At 69.5% G+C, this 17064-nt stretch carries 19 protein-coding genes; 3 read left to right on the forward strand and 16 right to left on the reverse strand.

Annotated features, from left to right (window positions below; translation table 11 throughout):
- Positions 1–37: 37 nt before the first annotated feature.
- From ACQI46_RS02880 to ACQI46_RS02915, 8 genes are all read right to left on the reverse strand, one after another.
- Positions 38–1138: an SDR family oxidoreductase gene (locus ACQI46_RS02880; protein WP_427092418.1), complete on the reverse strand. Its 1101-nt coding sequence runs from the start codon at positions 1136–1138 to the stop codon at positions 38–40.
- 29 nt (positions 1139–1167) lie between these two features.
- The gene (locus tag ACQI46_RS02885) at positions 1168–1269 is read right to left on the reverse strand and encodes a 30S ribosomal protein bS22 (protein WP_003402602.1); all 102 of its coding nucleotides are present in this window, start codon (positions 1267–1269) and stop codon (positions 1168–1170) included.
- Positions 1270–1408: 139 nt separating this feature from the next.
- Positions 1409–1675 (reverse strand): helix-turn-helix domain-containing protein, encoded by a 267-nt coding sequence (locus ACQI46_RS02890; RefSeq protein WP_427092419.1) that lies wholly within the window; start codon positions 1673–1675, stop codon positions 1409–1411.
- A 139-nt stretch (positions 1676–1814) separates the two neighbouring features.
- A complete protein-coding gene (gene proC / locus ACQI46_RS02895; protein WP_427092420.1) occupies positions 1815–2687 on the reverse strand; it encodes a pyrroline-5-carboxylate reductase in 873 nt (290 codons plus the stop codon).
- 26 nt (positions 2688–2713) lie between these two features.
- Entirely contained in the window at positions 2714–3526 is an 813-nt protein-coding gene (locus tag ACQI46_RS02900) for a thioesterase family protein (protein ID WP_427092421.1), read from the reverse strand.
- Between the two features lie 23 nt (positions 3527–3549).
- Positions 3550–4395: a sugar phosphate isomerase/epimerase family protein gene (locus tag ACQI46_RS02905; RefSeq protein ID WP_427092422.1), complete on the reverse strand. Its 846-nt coding sequence runs from the start codon at positions 4393–4395 to the stop codon at positions 3550–3552.
- A gap of 16 nt (positions 4396–4411) precedes the next feature.
- Positions 4412–5422: a hypothetical protein gene (locus tag ACQI46_RS02910; RefSeq protein ID WP_427092423.1), complete on the reverse strand. Its 1011-nt coding sequence runs from the start codon at positions 5420–5422 to the stop codon at positions 4412–4414.
- A gap of 27 nt (positions 5423–5449) precedes the next feature.
- Positions 5450–6553, reverse strand: a complete 1104-nt coding sequence (locus ACQI46_RS02915) for a hypothetical protein (RefSeq protein ID WP_427092424.1) — start codon at positions 6551–6553, stop codon at positions 5450–5452.
- Positions 6554–6565: 12 nt separating this feature from the next.
- Here ACQI46_RS02915 and ACQI46_RS02920 point away from each other — a divergent pair, with 12 nt between their 5' ends.
- Both ACQI46_RS02920 and ACQI46_RS02925 read left to right on the forward strand, forming a co-directional pair.
- Positions 6566–7366 (forward strand): hypothetical protein, encoded by an 801-nt coding sequence (locus ACQI46_RS02920; RefSeq protein WP_427092425.1) that lies wholly within the window; start codon positions 6566–6568, stop codon positions 7364–7366.
- Between the two features lie 56 nt (positions 7367–7422).
- Positions 7423–7686, forward strand: coding sequence for a YciI family protein (locus ACQI46_RS02925; protein ID WP_427092787.1), 264 nt, complete (start codon positions 7423–7425; stop codon positions 7684–7686).
- Here the strand turns inward: ACQI46_RS02925 and regX are convergent.
- From regX to ACQI46_RS02955, 6 genes are all read right to left on the reverse strand, one after another.
- Complete coding sequence (gene regX / locus ACQI46_RS02930; RefSeq protein ID WP_427092426.1) at positions 7668–8354, reverse strand: two-component sensory transduction protein RegX; 687 nt, start codon at positions 8352–8354, stop codon at positions 7668–7670. The two genes, ACQI46_RS02925 and regX, sit on opposite strands and share 19 nt — an antisense overlap.
- A gap of 7 nt (positions 8355–8361) precedes the next feature.
- On the reverse strand, positions 8362–9543 hold the full coding sequence (locus tag ACQI46_RS02935; RefSeq protein ID WP_427092427.1) for an ATP-binding protein: 1182 nt from the start codon (positions 9541–9543) through the stop codon (positions 8362–8364).
- A gap of 137 nt (positions 9544–9680) precedes the next feature.
- A complete protein-coding gene (locus ACQI46_RS02940; RefSeq protein ID WP_427092428.1) occupies positions 9681–10433 on the reverse strand; it encodes a phosphoglyceromutase in 753 nt (250 codons plus the stop codon).
- A gap of 25 nt (positions 10434–10458) precedes the next feature.
- On the reverse strand, positions 10459–10980 hold the full coding sequence (locus ACQI46_RS02945; RefSeq protein WP_427092429.1) for a YbjN domain-containing protein: 522 nt from the start codon (positions 10978–10980) through the stop codon (positions 10459–10461).
- Complete coding sequence (gene mshA / locus ACQI46_RS02950; RefSeq protein ID WP_427092430.1) at positions 10977–12296, reverse strand: D-inositol-3-phosphate glycosyltransferase; 1320 nt, start codon at positions 12294–12296, stop codon at positions 10977–10979. Before mshA ends, ACQI46_RS02945 begins: the two co-directional genes overlap by 4 nt.
- A 36-nt stretch (positions 12297–12332) precedes the next feature.
- Positions 12333–13643, reverse strand: coding sequence for an ROK family protein (locus ACQI46_RS02955; protein WP_427092431.1), 1311 nt, complete (start codon positions 13641–13643; stop codon positions 12333–12335).
- Between the two features lie 227 nt (positions 13644–13870).
- On the opposite strand from ACQI46_RS02955, the gene ACQI46_RS02960 reads away from it, so the two are divergent.
- Positions 13871–14626: an SDR family oxidoreductase gene (locus ACQI46_RS02960; RefSeq protein WP_427092432.1), complete on the forward strand. Its 756-nt coding sequence runs from the start codon at positions 13871–13873 to the stop codon at positions 14624–14626.
- An 86-nt stretch (positions 14627–14712) separates the two neighbouring features.
- On the opposite strand, the gene ACQI46_RS02965 is transcribed toward ACQI46_RS02960, so the two are convergent.
- Together ACQI46_RS02965 and ACQI46_RS02970 are read right to left on the reverse strand one after the other, a co-directional pair.
- A complete protein-coding gene (locus ACQI46_RS02965; protein WP_427092433.1) occupies positions 14713–15999 on the reverse strand; it encodes a L,D-transpeptidase in 1287 nt (428 codons plus the stop codon).
- A gap of 15 nt (positions 16000–16014) precedes the next feature.
- Positions 16015–17064 carry a UDP-N-acetylmuramate dehydrogenase gene (locus ACQI46_RS02970; RefSeq protein ID WP_427092434.1) on the reverse strand — a complete coding sequence of 350 codons (1050 nt, stop codon included), beginning with the start codon at positions 17062–17064 and terminating at the stop codon, positions 16015–16017.

Here is a 17064-nt window from a genome sequence, read left to right on the forward strand (position 1 = left end):
CCCAGCCTCCCCCGGCTGAATTTTACGAAGTCCGAGTCTATCGTCCCCAGCGCTGCGCCGCAGTGACCGCACGATCCTCGATCGAGCGTACCCAGCCCGGATCCACGATGGGCTTCAAAGCGCGTCCCCGCACATAGTCGTCGAAGGCTTCAGCTGTCGTCCACTTGGGCGTGTAGCCCAGTTCAGCGCGCATTCGGGTGGTGTCCATGACCCGCCCGTAGCTGAGGTAGTCCAGCTGCTCACGATCGAGTTCGGTGTTGCGGGTGGCCCGCCACAGCGAATCGACGACCATGAGCGCCGGCCGGGGCAGCGGCAGCGGAATCCGCCCCGCACGACGGATCGCCTGGCTCATCATGATGATCCCCGCCGCACCGATGTTGAACGTGCCCGCCTTGCCGGCCGTCGTGGCGTGCTCCAGCGCGCCGAGCGCGTCCTGCTCGTGCAGAAGCTGCAGCCGCGGATCGTGCCCGATCACCGTCGGCACCACCGGTCCGGCGAGATACCGCGACAGCGCGGTGTCCATGGCCGGACCGATCATGTTCGCCAGGCGCAGGATCGTCACCGCGATGTCAGGGCGGCGTCGTCCGAGCCCCCGTGCGTAGCCCTCGATGTCGATGCTGTCGCGGGCGAAGCCTTCTCCGGGCGGTCGGCGACGGCTGCTGCTCTCGGTGAACAGCACCGGGTCGCGTGAACTCGATCCGTAGACCTCCGACGTGGACTTCAGGATGACGCGACGCACCGACGGCGCCTTCTGGCAGGCCGCGAACAGCTGGATCGCGCCCATCACGTTGAGCTCCTTGAGCATCGCCCGACCCCCGGCGCGGGGAACGTAGGACGCGGCCGCAGCGTGGACCACGGTGTCGACGTCCCCGGTACGGATGACCTTGGCGATGAACGGATTGCGGATGTCGGCGCGGACGAATTCCGCCCGCCCCATGCGGCGCAGCAGATCCTTGCTCGGAGCCATCGCGTCGACCGCGATCACGTGGTCGATGCGCGGGTTCTGGGCCAGTCGCGCGGTCAGGTACCCACCGAGAAAGCGACAGGCACCCGTGACGAGCACGACCTTCGGATACTCGGGTTCGTCGCGGGTGCCAGAAGACCCGGCGCCGCTGTCGGATCTGGAGTCAGAATCCATCCGGACAGCCTAGCGACCGGGCGGTCGCCTTACTTGCCCAGTTTTCTGCGCTGGACCCGGGTGCGACGCAGCAGCTTGCGGTGCTTCTTCTTCGACATGCGCTTGCGCCGCTTCTTGATGACAGAACCCATGAACTCCGCTACCTAAAGTTGTTTGACATTCGGGCACCGTCGATCAACGGTGCCAGTCCCGACCGGTCACTTTACCTGGGCGGCCGAGTCAAACGAAAAACGGCTACGTCAGGAAACCCCGGCCGCCGCTGTCCGGTGCCTACCCGGCGTCGAAGTACGAGCTCTCCAACATGTCGTGAACGGCCTTGGCGTGCACGCGGAACGAGCGGCCCACCCGCACGGCAGGCAGCTCGCCGTTGTGCACCAGGCGGTACACCGTCATCTTGCTGACCCGCATCAGGCTGGCCACTTCGGCCACGGTGAGAAACTGCGCCCGCGGCGCCTGACCGTCGCCCTGGCCGGCATCCCGTGCCGCCTTACCTCCGCCGGCCGAATCCCGCGCCGACGGCCCGTTCGTAGACGTCATCGCAACCCAATCCATCAGGCACGGGCAGTTCCAGCGGCTTCCCCACCGCTGGCACCGACCCGTGCTTACCACTGGGAGAATAGCGTGGCGGGTGGGGTTGCTGCGACGGGTGTGGGGTTTTCCGTCCGAAATTGGCGAACTACTCGGATGTAATTCCGAGCTGCTCAGAGCGGGTTTTGGCGGCTGCCACGGCGTTGGCGACCGCGGCCCGCAGACCCCCGCGCTCGAGTTCCCGCAGACCAGCGGCGGTGGTACCGCCCGGAGAGGTCACGGTGGCGCGCAGTTCGGCCGCCGACGTGTCCATCGCGGCCGCCATCACGCCGCCGCCGGCCGGGGTGGCGCGATCCAACCGCTCCAGCAGCATCGCCGCCGAACCGGCCATCGTCTGCACCACCAGATCGGTGGCCACCGCGCGCGCCAGCCCGGCGTCGACCGCGGCGTCGACGAGCGCTTCGACCAGAAGGAAGAAGTAGGCGGGCCCCGAACCCGACACCGCGGTGACGGCGTCCATCTGGGATTCCGCGACGGTCAGCACGCCACCCACCGCGTCGAACAGCGACGAGACCTCCTTGAGGTGCTCGGCGGTGGCGAACCGGCCCGGCGCCACCGCGCTGACGCCTCCGCCGACGAGCATCGGGGCGTTGGGCATCACCCGCACCACCGGCGACCCGGCCGGCAGCTTGTTCTCGTAGTAGTCGGTGCTGACGCCGGCGGCCACACTGACGAAAACCTGTTCGGCCGCGTCACTTTCCGCGCGGGCCGCGGTGTCGGCGATGTCGCCGATGACGTGGGTCACGTCGCTGGGCTTGACCGCCACGATGACGTAGGTGGCGGTGTCGACGGCCTCCGTGACGGTGGTGACCAACACCGAGTACCTCTCCGAGAGGTAGGCGGCCCGATCCGGGCTCTTCTCCGCCACCACCAGGTCCTTGACCTGCCGGCCGGCCCGCAGCAGCCCTGCCAGCAGGGCCTCGCCGATATTGCCTCCGCCGATGATCGCGATTCTGGCCATGGGGCACAGCATTGCACGATGACGGGTCAGGGCTGGGGTGCGGGCACCATCGCCAGCTGCCGCGTCTGCACCACGATGTGACCCTGGCAGTCGACCACGATGTGGTCCTCGTCGAACCAGTCCTGACCGATCTGCGTCGTCGTGCACATCACCCGCAGCCACCCGGGCGCCGGCATGGCACGCACATACGCGGTCAACTGCACCGTGGGCGCCCAGCCGAACCTGTTGACCCCGTAGGTGACCGGGGCCGACACGTCACCGCACAGCAGCGCGAACAGCAGATCCGGCTCCACCCCCTTGGGACGCACCCAGTACTCGATCATCGGCGGACCGCCGTCGGTGCGGGGCTCGAACGTGGTCAATGACGGCCGGATGTCGCAGCCGCGGCACAGATGCACGATGTCGGCCATCGGATGCCCCGGGCCGATCGGCTCCAGCCCCGGTGGCGGCTCGGGCATCATCAGCGGCAGCACCGGGTTCACCGACAACAGCGGCGGCACATCGTGTTCGGGCGCGCCCATGGTGATCGCAGCCCGCACGGCGACGCGTTCCCCCTGCCGCAGTTCGACGTCGACGAGGCTGACGCGGCGGCCGCGCTTGCGCACGGTGGTGACCACCTCCATGGCACCCGGGTGGGGCGCCCACAGGAAGCTGCCCGACACGGCGATCGGCTCGACGTCGGGCATCTCGTGGCGCGCGGCGTTGGCGCACAGCGCCAGCATCGCACCACCGTGCACCTTCGGCCCGATCGTCCAGTTCTCGTTCAGGACACCGTGATAGACGCCGTCACCGGCAGATGTCAGGGTCATCGCGTCGGTGAACAGGGTCGAGCTCGTCATAGATTGATCCTCAGCCGTGCCGGTCAGCGCAGCAGGTGCGCACGGGCGTACTGCAGCGACTCGGTCAGAAGGGCCTCGCGTTCGGCGGCGGTGCGCGCGCCCGAGGTGGTCACCTCGAGGATGACATGACCGGCGAAGTCACTGGCAGCCAGCATCTCGCAGATCTCCGCCGTGGGCTGCGTGCCGTGGCCGGGCACGAGGTGTTCGTCGGTGGAGGCGCCGCTCCCGTCGCACAGATGCAGGTGCACCAGCCCGTCCCCCATGCGCTGGGCCATGTCGATGGCGTCGGTGCCCGCGGTGGCGGTGTGTGACAGGTCCAGCGTGTAGTGCGCATGTCCGCCGTCGAGCGGGTCGTAGGACGGAGCGAACGCCGAGATGCCGGGGCCGGGGCGGCCGCCACGTTTGCGCATCCGTTCGATCGAGGTCGGCCCGGCGCCGAAGAACCGGTCGGCGCGGAACGGGAACATGTTCTCCACGGCGACCATGACCTCGCTGGAGTCCTCGAGCTCGGCCACCTGGTCGCTGAACCCGTCGGCGTAGCGGCGCTGCCAGCGGAACGGCGGGTGCACGACGACGGTTTGGGCACCGAGCTGTTCGGCGGCGCGCACGCTGCGTTCGAGTTTGGCGATCGGGTTGGCGCCCCAGACGCGCTGTGAGATCAGCAGGCACGGCGCGTGCACCGACAGCACCGGTACGTCGTAACGCCGCGACAGCTCCTCGACGGCGTCGATGTCCTGGCTGACCGACTCGGCCCACACCATCAACTCGACACCGTCGTAGCCGAGCTTGGCGGCGTATTCGAAGGCGGCTTCAGTTCTCAGCGGATAGACCGACGCGGTCGACAGACCGACCTTGATGGCAGGGCGCACGATGTTCGTCGGCTGCCTAGCCCGACTGCAGCAACGCCAACGGGCCCAGCGTCACCAGGGCGCCGACCGCGACGGCGATCAGTGTGCTGCCGATGTCCTCGGTCTTGCGCACCACGCGGACTGCGACCACCAGGCCGAGGATGACCAGCACCGACAGGACCAGTGCCACGATGTTGTTCCACTTCCACAGCTGATCGAACGCGATGAACAGGCCGGCGCCGAAGACGACCGCGAAGATGCTCTGCCCGACGATCCACAGCCCGTGCACCAACGACGACATCTGTCGCGGCTCGTCGACCTCTTCGTCGACGAGATCGGCGTCGTCCTCGGTGCGCGTGACATCGTCGGCCAGAGTCGGGCCGTCGAGAGGCGGTTCGGAGGTCGAGCGCAGATAGGACGGCAGCTCGTCGCTGTCGGTGTCGTCGGTGTCGTCGTCCACCTCGAGCGCGGCTTCGGCGTCGAGGTCCTCCGGGTCGGGCGCGTCTTCCAGAAGCAGGGCGGAGTCGTCCTCGTCCTCGTCCACCTCGACCGGGTCTGGACTCATGTGTTCGGCGTCGGCGGCCGCCGGGTCGTCTTCGGCGGCGGGGGCGGGTTCGTCCTCCGGGGGTGTCTCGCGCTGCTCGACCTGCGCTGTATCGGCGGCGACCGCGTCGGCGTACTCGTCGTCTTCGTCTATCTCTTCGGCGAGGGCCTCTTCTTCGGCGTGAGCCTCGTCTTGGTCTTCGTCTTGGTCTTCGTCGAGGTCTTCGGCTCGGAGTTCGGGCTCGGCCTCGGCAGAGGCGTCCTCGTCGGCGGTCTCCTCGACCGCAGCTTCCTCGGCGACCGGCTCTTCGACCGGGGGCGCCGTGTCGGTGTCACGGATGACCGGGATCTCACCGGTCAGTTCGGCGACGGTCACCGCGTCGGCGTTGCCGCGTCGACGGCGTCGCCGGCCGCCGACCGGAGGCGCACCGATCGTGCCGTTTCGGGCCAGCAGTTCGGCGACCGAGATCGGTCGCGTACTGCCGGAGTCGTCAGATCGGGTCATCGTCTGCTGCCTTTGCGCCTCGCCGCTTCATCGTCCAGCATCGCGCACCGCCATCGCGGGCGTGCCTGAACTGTCGGCACCGCCGACCATGCCCGGACTATCGGCACCGCCGACCACGCCTGAACTGTCGGCGCCGCCGACCACCACAAGACCGGCAGGTCCGCCGACCGGAGGAGCGTCGGCGCCGCCGACCAATGCGCTCCCGTCGGCCTCACTGTCGAGTTTCCGCAGGATCAACCCTTCCCGCAACGCCCAGGGACAGATGTCCACCGTTTCGATACCAAGGGCTTTCATGCTCGCCTCCGCGACCAGTGCGCCCGCAACGATCTGCGGCGCCCGGTCAGCGCTCACCCCTTCCAGTTCCGCACGGTCAGACGCGGTCATCCTAGAGATGAAAGCTATGAGTTGACGAAGACCCGTCGCCGTCAGCGTCCGCTTGACCCGCGGACCGGCCCCCGACGGCGCCGCACCGGTCAGCCGGGCCAGCGAGCGGAACGTCTTCGACGACGCCACCGCCAGATCGGGACAGCCCGCCGCGGCGATCCTGGCGGCAGGTTCGGTCAACTCGTTGGCCAGCCAGTCCCGCAGCATGGCCACCCGGCGGCGGCCGGGCGGATCGTCGGGCAGCCACTCGCGCGTCAGCCGGCCCGCACCGAACGGCAGGGACAGCGCCACGTCGGGTTCCTCGTCGACGCCGCTGGACAACTCCAGCGAGCCGCCGCCGATGTCGATGTTGATGATGCGTCCGGCACTCCAGCCATACCAGCGTCGCACCGCCAGGAACGTCAGCCGGGACTCGTCGACGCCGCGCAACACCTGCAGGCGCACCCCGGTCTCGGAACGGACCCGGGCGAGCACCTCCTCGGAGTTCGTCGCATCCCGCACAGCGGAGGTCGCGAACGCCATCAGCTCCGCGCAGCCCGAACTGGCCGCGATCTTGGCGAATTCGTCGATGGTGCCGATCAACTTGTCCGCGCCGCGGCGGCTGATCTTGCCGGAACCGTCGAGCGCTTCGGCCAGCCGCAGCGACGCCTTCGTCGAGCTCATCGGCGTCGGGTGCCCACCGCGACGTGCGTCCACCACCAACAAATGGACGGTGTTGCTCCCCACGTCGAGCACGCCTAATCGCACTCTCTCAACTTAATGGGTCTACCGTGGGAAACCGTGAGCGGTTCGCAGTATCCCGGTGAGGTCGAACTGGATTTCGCCCGGGAATGGGTGGAGTTCTACGACCCCGAAGACCCCACGCACCTGATCGCGGCGGACATGACGTGGCTGCTGTCGCGGTGGACGTGCGTGTTCGGCACCCCGGCGTGCAAGGGCACCGTGGACAACCGGCCCGACGACGGATGTTGTTCCCACGGCGCGTTTCTGTCCGACGACGACGATCGCGCCAACCTCGACGACGCGGTCAAGTTGCTGACCGCCGAGGACTGGCAGTTCCGCGACAAGGGGCTGGGCAAGAAGGGCTACCTGGAGTGGGACGAGTACGACGACGAACCCACCCTGCGGACTCGAAAGTACAAGGGCGCCTGCATCTTTCTGAACCGTCCGGGTTGGCCGGGTGGCATCGGGTGCGCACTGCACACCAAGGCGCTCAAGATCGGCGTCGAGCCGCTGACCCTCAAACCCGAGGTGTGCTGGCAGCTGCCGATCCGCCGCACCCAGGAATGGGTGACCCGCCCCGACGGCTCGGAGATCCTCAAGTCCACCATCACCGAGTACGACCGCCGTGGGTGGGGTGAGGGTGGACTCGACCTGACCTGGTACTGCACCGGCGACCCGGCCGCCCACGTCGGTGAGCGGCCCGTCTGGGAGTCCTACGGCCCCGAGTTGACCGAGTTGCTCGGCGAGAAGGCTTACGCCGAACTGGCCGCAATCTGCAAGCGGCGCAGCGGTTTAGGCCTGATCGCGGTGCATCCGGCCACGCGCGCCGCGCAGTGAGTGCGAAGCTCTTCCTGTTCCGGCTGCTGCCGCCGCGCGCGGACTTCGCACAGACGATGACCGATGCCGAGCAACAGGCGATGACCGAGCACATGGCCTACTGGCAGCAACTGCTGAGCGACGGCCAGGTGGTGGTCTACGGCCCGGTGGCCGACCCCGAGGGGATGTGGGGACTGGGTGTACTGCGGGTGCGCGACCGCGCCGAAGCGCTGGCGATCGGTGCCGCCGACCCCTCGGTTGTGGTCGGCGTCAACAGCTTCGAGGTGTTCGAGATTCTCGACGGGATCACCGGCGCGGCGGGTCAGCCCTCGAGCTTGTAGCCCAGCCCGCGCACGGTGACCAGGTGCACCGGGTTGGCCGGATCCTCCTCGATCTTGCTGCGCAACCGCTTGACGTGCACGTCGAGGGTCTTGGTGTCTCCGACGTAGTCCGCGCCCCAGACCCGGTCGATGAGCTGGCCGCGGGTCAGCACCCGGCCACTGTTGCGCATCAGGTACTCGAGCAGGTCGAACTCCTTGAGCGGCAACGTGATCGGGCTGCCGTTGACACTGACCACGTGACGTTCGACGTCCATGCGGACCGGTCCGGCCTCCAGCACCCCGTCGCCGAGACCCAGGTCGTCGTTCTCGGCGCCGCGCCGCAACACCGCGCGGATCCGCGCGATCAGCTCCCGCGCGGAGTACGGCTTGGTGACGTAATCGTCGGCGCCCAGCTCCAGGCCGACCACCTTGTCGATCTCACTGTCGCGGGCGGTCACCATGATCACCGGCACGCTCGAGCGGGACCGCAACTGCCGGCACACGTCGGTGCCGCTCATCCCGGGCAGCATCAAATCGAGCAGGACGATGTCGGCGCCGGAGCGCTCGAACTCGGCCAGCGCGGAGGGACCGTCGGAGACCACCGTGGCCTCGAAGCCCTCTTTGCGCAGCAGAAACGCCAGGGGATCAGCCAAGGACTCCTCGTCCTCCACGATCAACACGCTGGTCATCGGTGCATTAGTCCTCTCGTTCGTCGTCATGTTCGGAGTCTTCGCTCCGCAGATATGCCGGGATCGACAGCGTGAACGTCGACCCGGTTCCCGGCCGGCTCCACAACCGGATGGTCCCGTTGTGGTTGGCAGCGACGTGTTTGACGATCGCCAGCCCCAGACCGGTGCCGCCGGTGGCGCGGGAGCGGGCCTTGTCGACCCGGAAGAACCGTTCGAACACCCGCTCCTGGTCGGCCGCGGCGATGCCGATGCCGCGGTCGGTGACCGCGATCTCGATGGCGTCGCCGCGGCGGCGGCGGCTGATCGACACCGACGACCCGTTGGGCGAGTAGGCGATCGCATTGGACACCAGGTTCGCGATCGCGGTCACCAGCAGCGTCTGGTCTCCCAGCACGCGGAACCCGGTGGGCGCGTCGGTGGTGATCGCGATGTCGGCGTTGTCGGCGGCCACCTTGTGCCGCGACAGCGCCTCGGACACCACGGTGTCGACGTCGACGACCTCGAGGTCGGGCAGGGGTTCGGCGCCCTGCAGCCGGGACAGCTCGATGAGTTCGCCCACCATGTCGGCGAGCCGGTTGGATTCGGCGACGATCTTCTCGGCGAAGTGGCGCACGGTATCGCGGTCGTCAGCGGAGGCCAGCACCGCCTCGGCCAGCACGCTCATGGCTCCGACCGGCGTCTTGAGCTCATGGCTGACGTTGGCCACGAAATCTCGGCGGGTGGCTTCCATCCGAGCCTGCTCGGACTGGTCGTCGACGTAGATCACCGCGAACCGGCGGTCGGTCTCGGCCAGCAACCGGACGTACCCGCGCACCGAGAGACGGGAGCGTCCCGACCGGTTCGGGTTCGGCTCGGACAGGTCGATCTCGCCGTCCTCACCGGTGGCCAGCGTCCGGCGTGCGCCCTCCCAGGCCCGATCGTCGAGGAGCCGGTCCCGCACGACGCCGAGTTCTTCGGCGCGCTCGTTGCAGTAGACGACGTCACGGAAGGTGTCGACCACCACGACGCCGTTGGGTGAGTTCGCTGCGATGCGCTCGTGCATCTGGGAGACGGTCAGGCCCGTGGGGTTCGCCGCGCGTTGCCGGCGCTCACGAACTCTCGGAGCCACCCGGACTCCGACCGCCACACCGACCGGCAGCATCAGCAGCGCCACGACCGCGGCGAGCAGCAGCGCCGACACGACACTCACGCGACGATCGTACGTATCCGGTGAACGTCATCCCAGCAGCGTGCGGCCAAATCGGGACAACTCACAGCGGCAAAGCGCAGTATTCGGCGGTGCGTTCTCATCTGTTCACCCGCCGTTCGCCGGCGCGGGGCGACGGGCTACTTGGCGCCCTGGGCGGCCACCGCCGCCGCACCGGCGGCCGCGGCGTCGGGATCCAGGTACCGGCCGCCTGCGACGGTGGGCTTGAGGTTCTCGTCGAGGTCGTAGCGCAGCGGGATGCCGGTGGGGATGTTGAGCCCGACGACGTCGTCGTCGGACATGCCGTCCAGGTACTTCACCAGCGCGCGCAACGAGTTGCCGTGCGCGGCGATCAGCACCGTCTTCCCGGCTTTCAGATCGGGGACGATGGTCTCGGTGAAGTACGGCACGAACCGCTCCACCACATCCTTGAGGCACTCGGTCGCCGGCGGGCCGCCGGGGATGTCGGCGTAGCGTGCGTCGCCGTCCTGGCTGTACGTCGAACCGGCTTCGATGGCCGGGGGCGGGGTGTCGTAGCTGCGCCGCCACGCCATGAACTGCTCGTCGCCGTACTTGGCTTTCGTCTCGGCTTTGTCCAGGCCCTGCAGCGCGCCGTAGTGCCGTTCGTTGAGACGCCAGTCGCGGTGCACCGGGATCCAGTGCCGGTCGGCCTTGTCGAGGGCGACGTTGGCGGTGGTGATGGCGCGACGCAGCAGCGAGGTGTAGACGACGTCGGGCAACCGGTCCTGCTGTTTGAGCAGCTCCCCGGCGCGGATGGCTTCGGCACGTCCCTTGTCGGTCAGGTCGACGTCGACCCAGCCGGTGAACAGGTTCAGTGCGTTCCACTCGCTCTCGCCGTGGCGGAGCAGGATCAGCGTCGCGGTATCTGCCATGTACGGCATCTTCTCACGCGCGGAATCAGTCGTCCTGATCGCCGATCAGGTGCTCGAACGCCCGCAGGTTGTTCAGCGACTCCCCCCGCGACACCCGCCATTCCCACTCTTTCTCGATCGAGGAGCGGAACCCGAGTTCGAGCAGAGTGTTGAAGTCCGAGTCGACGGCTTCGAGGACCTGGCCGAGCACACGGTCGAGTTCGTCGGGTGTCACCGAAGCCAGCGCCATCCGGCCGACGAGGTAGATGTCGCCCATGTTGTCGAGCGTGTAGGCCACGCCGTAGAGCCTGCGGTTGCGTTTGAGCAGAAAGCGGTAGACGCCCTCGAAGTTCTCGTCGGGGCGGCGGCACACGAAGGCCTCGACGCGCACGGAGTGCTCCCCGACGCTGAGGATGGTGTTGGTCTTGAGCCGACGCTCGCCGGGCAGCTCGACGACCACACCGGGCAGGCCGCCGTGGGCGCCTTCGTGGTGGAAGTAGGTGAGCTCGGACTCGTCGAGCGTCTTCTCGATCACCGTGACAACGGAGTCCGGGGTGGGCGCGCTCATGCCGACACTCCGCGGTGCAGCGACAGCCGCGGCCCTTTCCGCAGCGCGGAGAGTTCGCCGGCCCGGTGGTCGGCGATGGCGCGTCCGTAGCTGGCCAGCAGCGCGTCGACGGTGTGCGCCCAGGAGAACGTGGCGGCGTGCGCGACGGCGGCCGACGCCATGGTGGCCGGATTCTCGGCGAACACCGCGCCCAGGGTGGTGGCCCAGTCGTCGATGTCGTGGCCGTCGACCAGCGCCCCGCTGACGCCGTCGCGGACCGCCACGGGCAGGCCGCCGACGGCGGCGGCCACCACCGGCGTGCCGCAGGCCTGCGCTTCGACGGCGACCAGGCCGAAGGATTCCGAGTAGCTCGGGACGGCGACCACGTCGGCGGCGCGGTAGACGCGCACCAGGTCGTCGCGCGACTGCGGGGGCAGGAACGTCACGCGCTCGGTGATACCCAGCTCGTCGGCGAGGTGAACCAGGCTGTCGGGGGTCTCCAGCCCGGATCCCGAGGGACCACCGGCGATCACGACCCGCACGCCCGGCAGTTTCGCGGCGGCCCGCAGCAGCACGTCGGGCGCTTTCAGCGGCTGGATGCGGCCGACGAACGCGACGATCGGCTCGCCGGACGTGAGCCCCAGCGCGGCGCGCGCGGCGTCCTGGTCGCCGGGGGTGAACGTGTCCAGGTCGACGCCGGGGTGCACGACGTCGATGCGCTGCGGATCGGCGTGATGCAACGCGACGAGTTGCTGGGCTTCGTGGTCGGTGTTGACGATCAGCCGGTCGGCTTCGTCGGCCACCTGCTGCTCGCCGATGGAACGCATCGGTGGTTCCGGGGTGTCCCCGGCGGCCAGCGAGGCGTTCTTGACCGCGGCCAGGGTGTGGGCGGTGTGCACCAGCGGCACCGCCCAGCGGTCGGCGGCCAGCCAGCCGACCTGCCCGGACAGCCAGTAGTGGGAGTGCACGATGTCGTAGTAGCCGGGCTCGTGGGTGGCCTCGGCGCGCAGCACCCCGGCGGTGAACGCGCACAACTGGGTGGGGAGGTCGTTCTTGTCGAGACCCTCGAACGGGCCGGCGACCACGTTGCGCACCAGCACCCCGGGAGCGACCTTGACCACCGGCTGGTCGGACGAGGACGTCGCGCGGGTGAAGATCTCCACGTCGACGCCGCGGCGAGCCAGTTCCAGCGCGGTCTGCAGCACGTAGACGTTCATGCCGCCGGCGTCGCCGGTGCCCGGTTGCGCCAGGGGTGACGTGTGCACGGACAGCACTGCTACGCGGCGTGGCGCGGGCAGTCCGGACGGTCGGCCGGCCTGGTCGGTCGCTAGAGGCACATCGTCATGTCTACACCGCCGGCTCGGCGGCCCGGCTCATGCACTCACCTCGGGGCGGCGGGACTGTGCGCGTCGCATCGCGCCGATCGGATCGGCGTAGAGCCCGCCGAGGGAGACGATGCCGGCGCCGGCTTCCTGGACGCGGTTGCCGAACGCGGTGATCCGGATGTCGCGGTGCGGCAGCACCGAGCGGGCGGCGAACGCCTGCGCGACGATCGCCATGCCCTCGGGGTATTCGGTGAAGGCCTGACCGCCGACCACGAGGTCGTCGGGGTTGAGCATGTCGCGCAGCAGCGCCACCGCTTCGCCGAGCACGCGGGCACGTTCGGTGACCAGCGCGACGGCGGCCTCGTTGCCGGCGCGCGCGGCGCGCAGCACGGCGGTGACGGTGGAGTTGGGGCCGTCGGCGGGGACCACGCGGGCCTTACGGGCCGCGACCAGAACCGCTTCGTCGCTGACGGTGGATTCCAGTTGTCCTGTCCCGCCGAGCAATTCGGAGTGCGCGGGCAGCGCGGCGATGGTGCCGGGCCCGCTGGCCGGTGAGTGCACGCGTCCGCCGATGGACAGGGCGTAGCCAACGGTCTCGCGGGCGTAGACGTAGAGGCTGGTGGCGGTCGGGGTCGGTTGCCGGCGCACGCCGAGCAGCAGTTCGGCGCCGGCCATTGCGTCGACGTGCGAGGCCACCGACACCGGCAGGCCGAGCGCTTCGGCGAGTACCGGCCCCACCGGGGCGTCCGACCAGCCCAGCCGCTGGTGGTCGAGGTAGCCGGTGGTGCTGTCGACGACGCCGCCGGCGGCCACGCCCACCCACAGCGGACGCCGCCGGTGCCACCTGCTGAGGTAGCGGCGCGCGCTGGCGGCGATCGCGGACAACGCGGCGGCCTGCGGCCCGCGCGGGGTCGGGGTCTCCACCACGTCGAGCGTGCGGCCGAACAGGTCGGTGGCGACGATGGCGGTCGTGCGGGCGCCGATGTGCACGCCGACGGTCAGGAACGGTTCGTGGTTGACCTCGACGGGCACGCGCGGGCGTCCGATGGCGCCCGATACGGCCAGATCAGGGCGTTCCCGCAGCATTCCGGCGTCCAACAGGGCGGTGACCTGCCGGTTCACCGTGGCGATGCTCAGGCCCGAAACCTGGGCGATCACGTCACGCGCGATCGGGCCGCGCTGGCGGGCCGCGGCGAACACCGCGGCCGCGGCGGCCTCGGGGAGACGCAGCGACGGCGCCACCACGTGGTGCAGCAGGGCCTGCGGGTAGCGTCCCGGCGCCGCGACCGCTGCCGAGGTCACGCGCTTGGCCGAGGTGGTGCGGGGGCGAGAGGCGAGGGTGGTGGCGGAAGCGCTCACGGAAGGGTCCTTACGGAAGTCGGTTCAGGTGGGGGCCGGGCCACACCTGGCGACTCGCAGGGACGGGGAGAGTCCGAGTCCAGTCAGGCGCGGCGTGATGCGTGACAACAACAACACGCACGCCGCGCGGCAGCGAGGACTGCCTGACCATTCCGGTACACGCGGTCAAGTTAACACGCGCGAAGCCACATGCGAAGCCTGCAGTTTTGCGGCCTAGTGTTGAACCCATGACGACGCCTACAGATACCCGCCGCGTTGCCGTGGTCACCGGAGCCAGCGCCGGAATCGGCGAAGCGACCGCGAGAACCCTTGCTGCACAAGGTTTTCACGTGGTCTGCGTGGCGCGACGGGAGGCGCCGATCCAGGCCCTGGCCGCCGAGATCGACGGGACCGCGATTGTGGCCGACGTCACCGACGCGACTGCGGTGGCCGCGATGGCCGGTCGCCTCGACCGGGTCGACGTGCTGGTCAACAACGCCGGCGGGGCGCGTGGCCTGCAGCCGGTCGCCGATGCCGATGTGGACCACTGGCGCTGGATGTGGGAGTCCAACGTGCTGGGCACGCTGCACGTCACCCGGGCGCTGCTGCCCAAACTGATCGCCTCCGGCGACGGCCTGATCGTGACCGTGACGTCGATCGCGGCGGTCGAGATCTACGACAACGGCGGCGGCTACACCTCGGCCAAGCACGCTCAGGGCGTGCTGCACCGCACGCTGCGCAGTGAGTTGCTCGGGCAGCCGGTCCGCCTGACCGAGGTCGCGCCGGGGATGGTCAAGACCGATTTCTCGCTGAACCGCTTCGAAGGCGACCGCGAGCGCGCCGACGCCGTGTACCAGGGCGTCACACCGCTGGTGGCCGAGGACATCGCCGAGGTGATCGGGTTCGTCGCCAGCCGGCCTGCGCACGTCGACCTGGATCTGATCGTGGTCCGTCCGCGCGACCAGGTCAGCGGAGCCTCCGGCTCACGCTTCCACCGCGTCTAACCCCCCGCTACCCCGCCGAACTTGCATTCCACGCGCGTCAAATCGCGGTTTGACGCGCGTGGAATGCAATTTCGGCGGGGACAGGGTCAGCGGCCGGGGCGGGCGCCGGCCGGCTGCGGGGCCTGCGACGGCGTCACCGGCGCCGTGCTGGGAATGCCGTCCGGGGTGCCCTGCTCCGAGAGCGCCGACATCGCCACCCACTCGTCCCACGACACGGCCCAGTCCCAGATGTCGCCGTCGGCGTAGGAGAGCGGGATGCGGGTGCCGGTGACCTCCACCGGGTCGCCGTAGAGGGCGGTGTGGAAGTACTGCTCGGCATCGGTGAGCGAGAGGTTGATGCACCCGTTGGTCACGTTGCTGTTGCCCTGCGCGCCCGAACTGGCTGGGTTCGCGTGGATGAACTCGCCGTTGTTGGAGATCCGCACCGCGAACCGCTCGCGCACGTTGGCGTAGCCGGCGGCCGGGTTGGTCATGTAGAAGTCCTCGTACTTCTCGGTGACGACGTGGATGCCGCTGCGGGTGACGTTGCGGTCCAGGTCGCCTTCGCCGTAGCTGCACGGGAAGTCCATGATCACCGCGCCGGCACCGTCGAGCACCTGGATGCGGTGGCTGCTCGCCTCGGCCCTGACCACCTGTCGGCGCCCGATGCTGAAATCGAGCGTGGAGTCGGCCGCGCCGTAGGCTCCGTCGCCGAACGGCACGCCGTAGAGCTTGGCGTCGACGTGCACGGTGGCGCCGGCCGGGAAATAGTCGCGGGTGCGCCAGTGCGCCCGGGAACCGGCGGCCTCGTCGGGCAGCCAGGCCCAGCTGCCCTCGACCTGCGGCGCGGTGGTGACGGTCAGCGCCTTCTCCACCGTGGCGCGCGCCGACTCCGGGATCGACGCGTTGAACTGCAGGATGATCGGCGCGGCGACGCCGACGGTCTGCCCGTCCGCGAGCTGGAAACGGCCGTTGACCTGGGTGGCCGGCTCGACGGTGGTGAACGCCCCCGCGAGAGGCACGGTCGCACCGTCCGGTCCGACGGCACTGCCGGCCCAGGTGTAGGTCATGCCGTAGCCGAGGGGCTCGGTGACCGTGAACGTGGTCCGGCCGGGGTCGAGTTCGCCGGTCACCACCTTGCCGTTGCGGTTGGTCAAGGTGACGGTCTGGAAGGTCCCGTCCTGCACGCGCACCGCGATGCGGGCGGTGGGACTGACCTCCCGTGCCGCCACCGCGGGGTCGTAGATGACCGTCGGCTGTTTGGGCGCTTCGTCCTCGCCGGCCAGTGGTCCGCCCTCGGATCCGCAGGCCGCCAGCACACCGGGGGCGATCGCGCCGACGCCCAGTGCGAGCAGCGCACGCCGTCTGGTCAGCGCGGTGTCGGCAAAGCTCACGTGAACCGACAGTACCTAGAGCCGGCACCCGATCAGCGTCGGCTCGGGTGTGAGTTCGATCCCGAATGCCGACTTCACTCCGTCACGGACCGTCCGGGCCAGGGCGAGAATGTCGGCGCTGCTCGCGTGGCCGCGGTTGGTCAGTGCCAGCGCGTGTTTGGTGGACAGCCGGGCCGGAGCGTCGGGACCCGGATAGCCCTTGCCGAAGCCCGCGTGCTCGACGAGCCACCCGGCGGCCAGCTTCACGCCGTCCGGTGCGGGGTAGTGCGGGACGGGCCGGTCGGCCGTCGCGGCGACGCGCTCGTAGGCGGCCGGGGTGACCACCGGGTTGGTGAAGAAGGACCCCACGCTCCATGTGTCGTGGTCGGCGTCGTCGAGGACCATGCCTTTGCCGGTGCGCAGGGCCAGCACCGCCGAGCGCACGGCCGCGGGGTCGGCACGGTCCCCGGGCTGCGCCCCCAGCGCCGCGGCCAGCTCGCCGTAACGCAGCGGCGCGCTGCGCCCGGAGGTGTCGAGGGTGAACTCGACCTCGAGCACCACCATCGCCGACGAATTCTTCAGAATGCTTGTGCGGTAACCGAATTGAAGCTCATCCGGCGACACCCAGCGATCCGCACCGGTGCGGCGGTCCAGCAGCCGGACCCGACTGAGGGTGTCGGCGACCTCCGCGCCGTAGGCCCCGACGTTCTGCACCGGTGTCGCCCCCGCCGAACCGGGAATTCCGGAAAGACATTCCAGTCCGCCCAGTCCGTGCTCCAGGGATGCGGCGACGACGTCGTCCCACACCGCGCCGGCCTGCGCGCGCACCCGGTCACCGTCGACGACGACGGTCCGGTTGGCCACGTGGATGACGGTCAGATCGGCGAGGTCGTCGCTGAGCACGACGTTGGAGCCCCCGGCGAGCACGAGCGCATCGGGTCCGGCGGCGGTCACCGCGTCGATCACCTGTTCGGTGGTGGTGCACGTGATCAGGCGGGCGGCGACCGGCCCCACGCGCAGCGTCGTCAGCGGCGCCAGGGGCACTCCCTCGGCGACCGCCACGCCGCCTGGCGTCGAACTGACCAC

It is taken from the genome of Mycobacterium sp. SMC-4, assembly GCF_050205565.1.
Classification (GTDB): domain Bacteria; phylum Actinomycetota; class Actinomycetes; order Mycobacteriales; family Mycobacteriaceae; genus Mycobacterium.

Bases quoted from the DNA above. Each gene is read 5' to 3' on its own strand.
- ACQI46_RS02885 (WP_003402602.1), bottom strand. From the start codon at position 1,269: ATGGGTTCTGTCATCAAGAAGCGGCGCAAGCGCATGTCGAAGAAGAAG.
- ACQI46_RS02960 (WP_427092432.1), top strand. From the start codon at position 13,871: ATGACGACGCCTACAGATACCCGCCGCGTTGCCGTGGTCACCGGAGCC.
- ACQI46_RS02890 (WP_427092419.1), bottom strand. From the start codon at position 1,675: ATGACGTCTACGAACGGGCCGTCGGCGCGGGATTCGGCCGGCGGAGGT.
- ACQI46_RS02900 (WP_427092421.1), bottom strand. From the start codon at position 3,526: ATGACGAGCTCGACCCTGTTCACCGACGCGATGACCCTGACATCTGCC.
- regX (WP_427092426.1), bottom strand. From the start codon at position 8,354: ATGACCAGCGTGTTGATCGTGGAGGACGAGGAGTCCTTGGCTGATCCC.
- proC (WP_427092420.1), bottom strand. From the start codon at position 2,687: ATGGCCAGAATCGCGATCATCGGCGGAGGCAATATCGGCGAGGCCCTG.
- ACQI46_RS02945 (WP_427092429.1), bottom strand. From the start codon at position 10,980: ATGAGCGCGCCCACCCCGGACTCCGTTGTCACGGTGATCGAGAAGACG.
- ACQI46_RS02880 (WP_427092418.1), bottom strand. From the start codon at position 1,138: ATGGATTCTGACTCCAGATCCGACAGCGGCGCCGGGTCTTCTGGCACC.
- ACQI46_RS02910 (WP_427092423.1), bottom strand. From the start codon at position 5,422: ATGACCCGATCTGACGACTCCGGCAGTACGCGACCGATCTCGGTCGCC.
- ACQI46_RS02925 (WP_427092787.1), top strand. From the start codon at position 7,423: ATGACCGATGCCGAGCAACAGGCGATGACCGAGCACATGGCCTACTGG.
- ACQI46_RS02920 (WP_427092425.1), top strand. From the start codon at position 6,566: ATGGGTCTACCGTGGGAAACCGTGAGCGGTTCGCAGTATCCCGGTGAG.
- ACQI46_RS02940 (WP_427092428.1), bottom strand. From the start codon at position 10,433: ATGGCAGATACCGCGACGCTGATCCTGCTCCGCCACGGCGAGAGCGAG.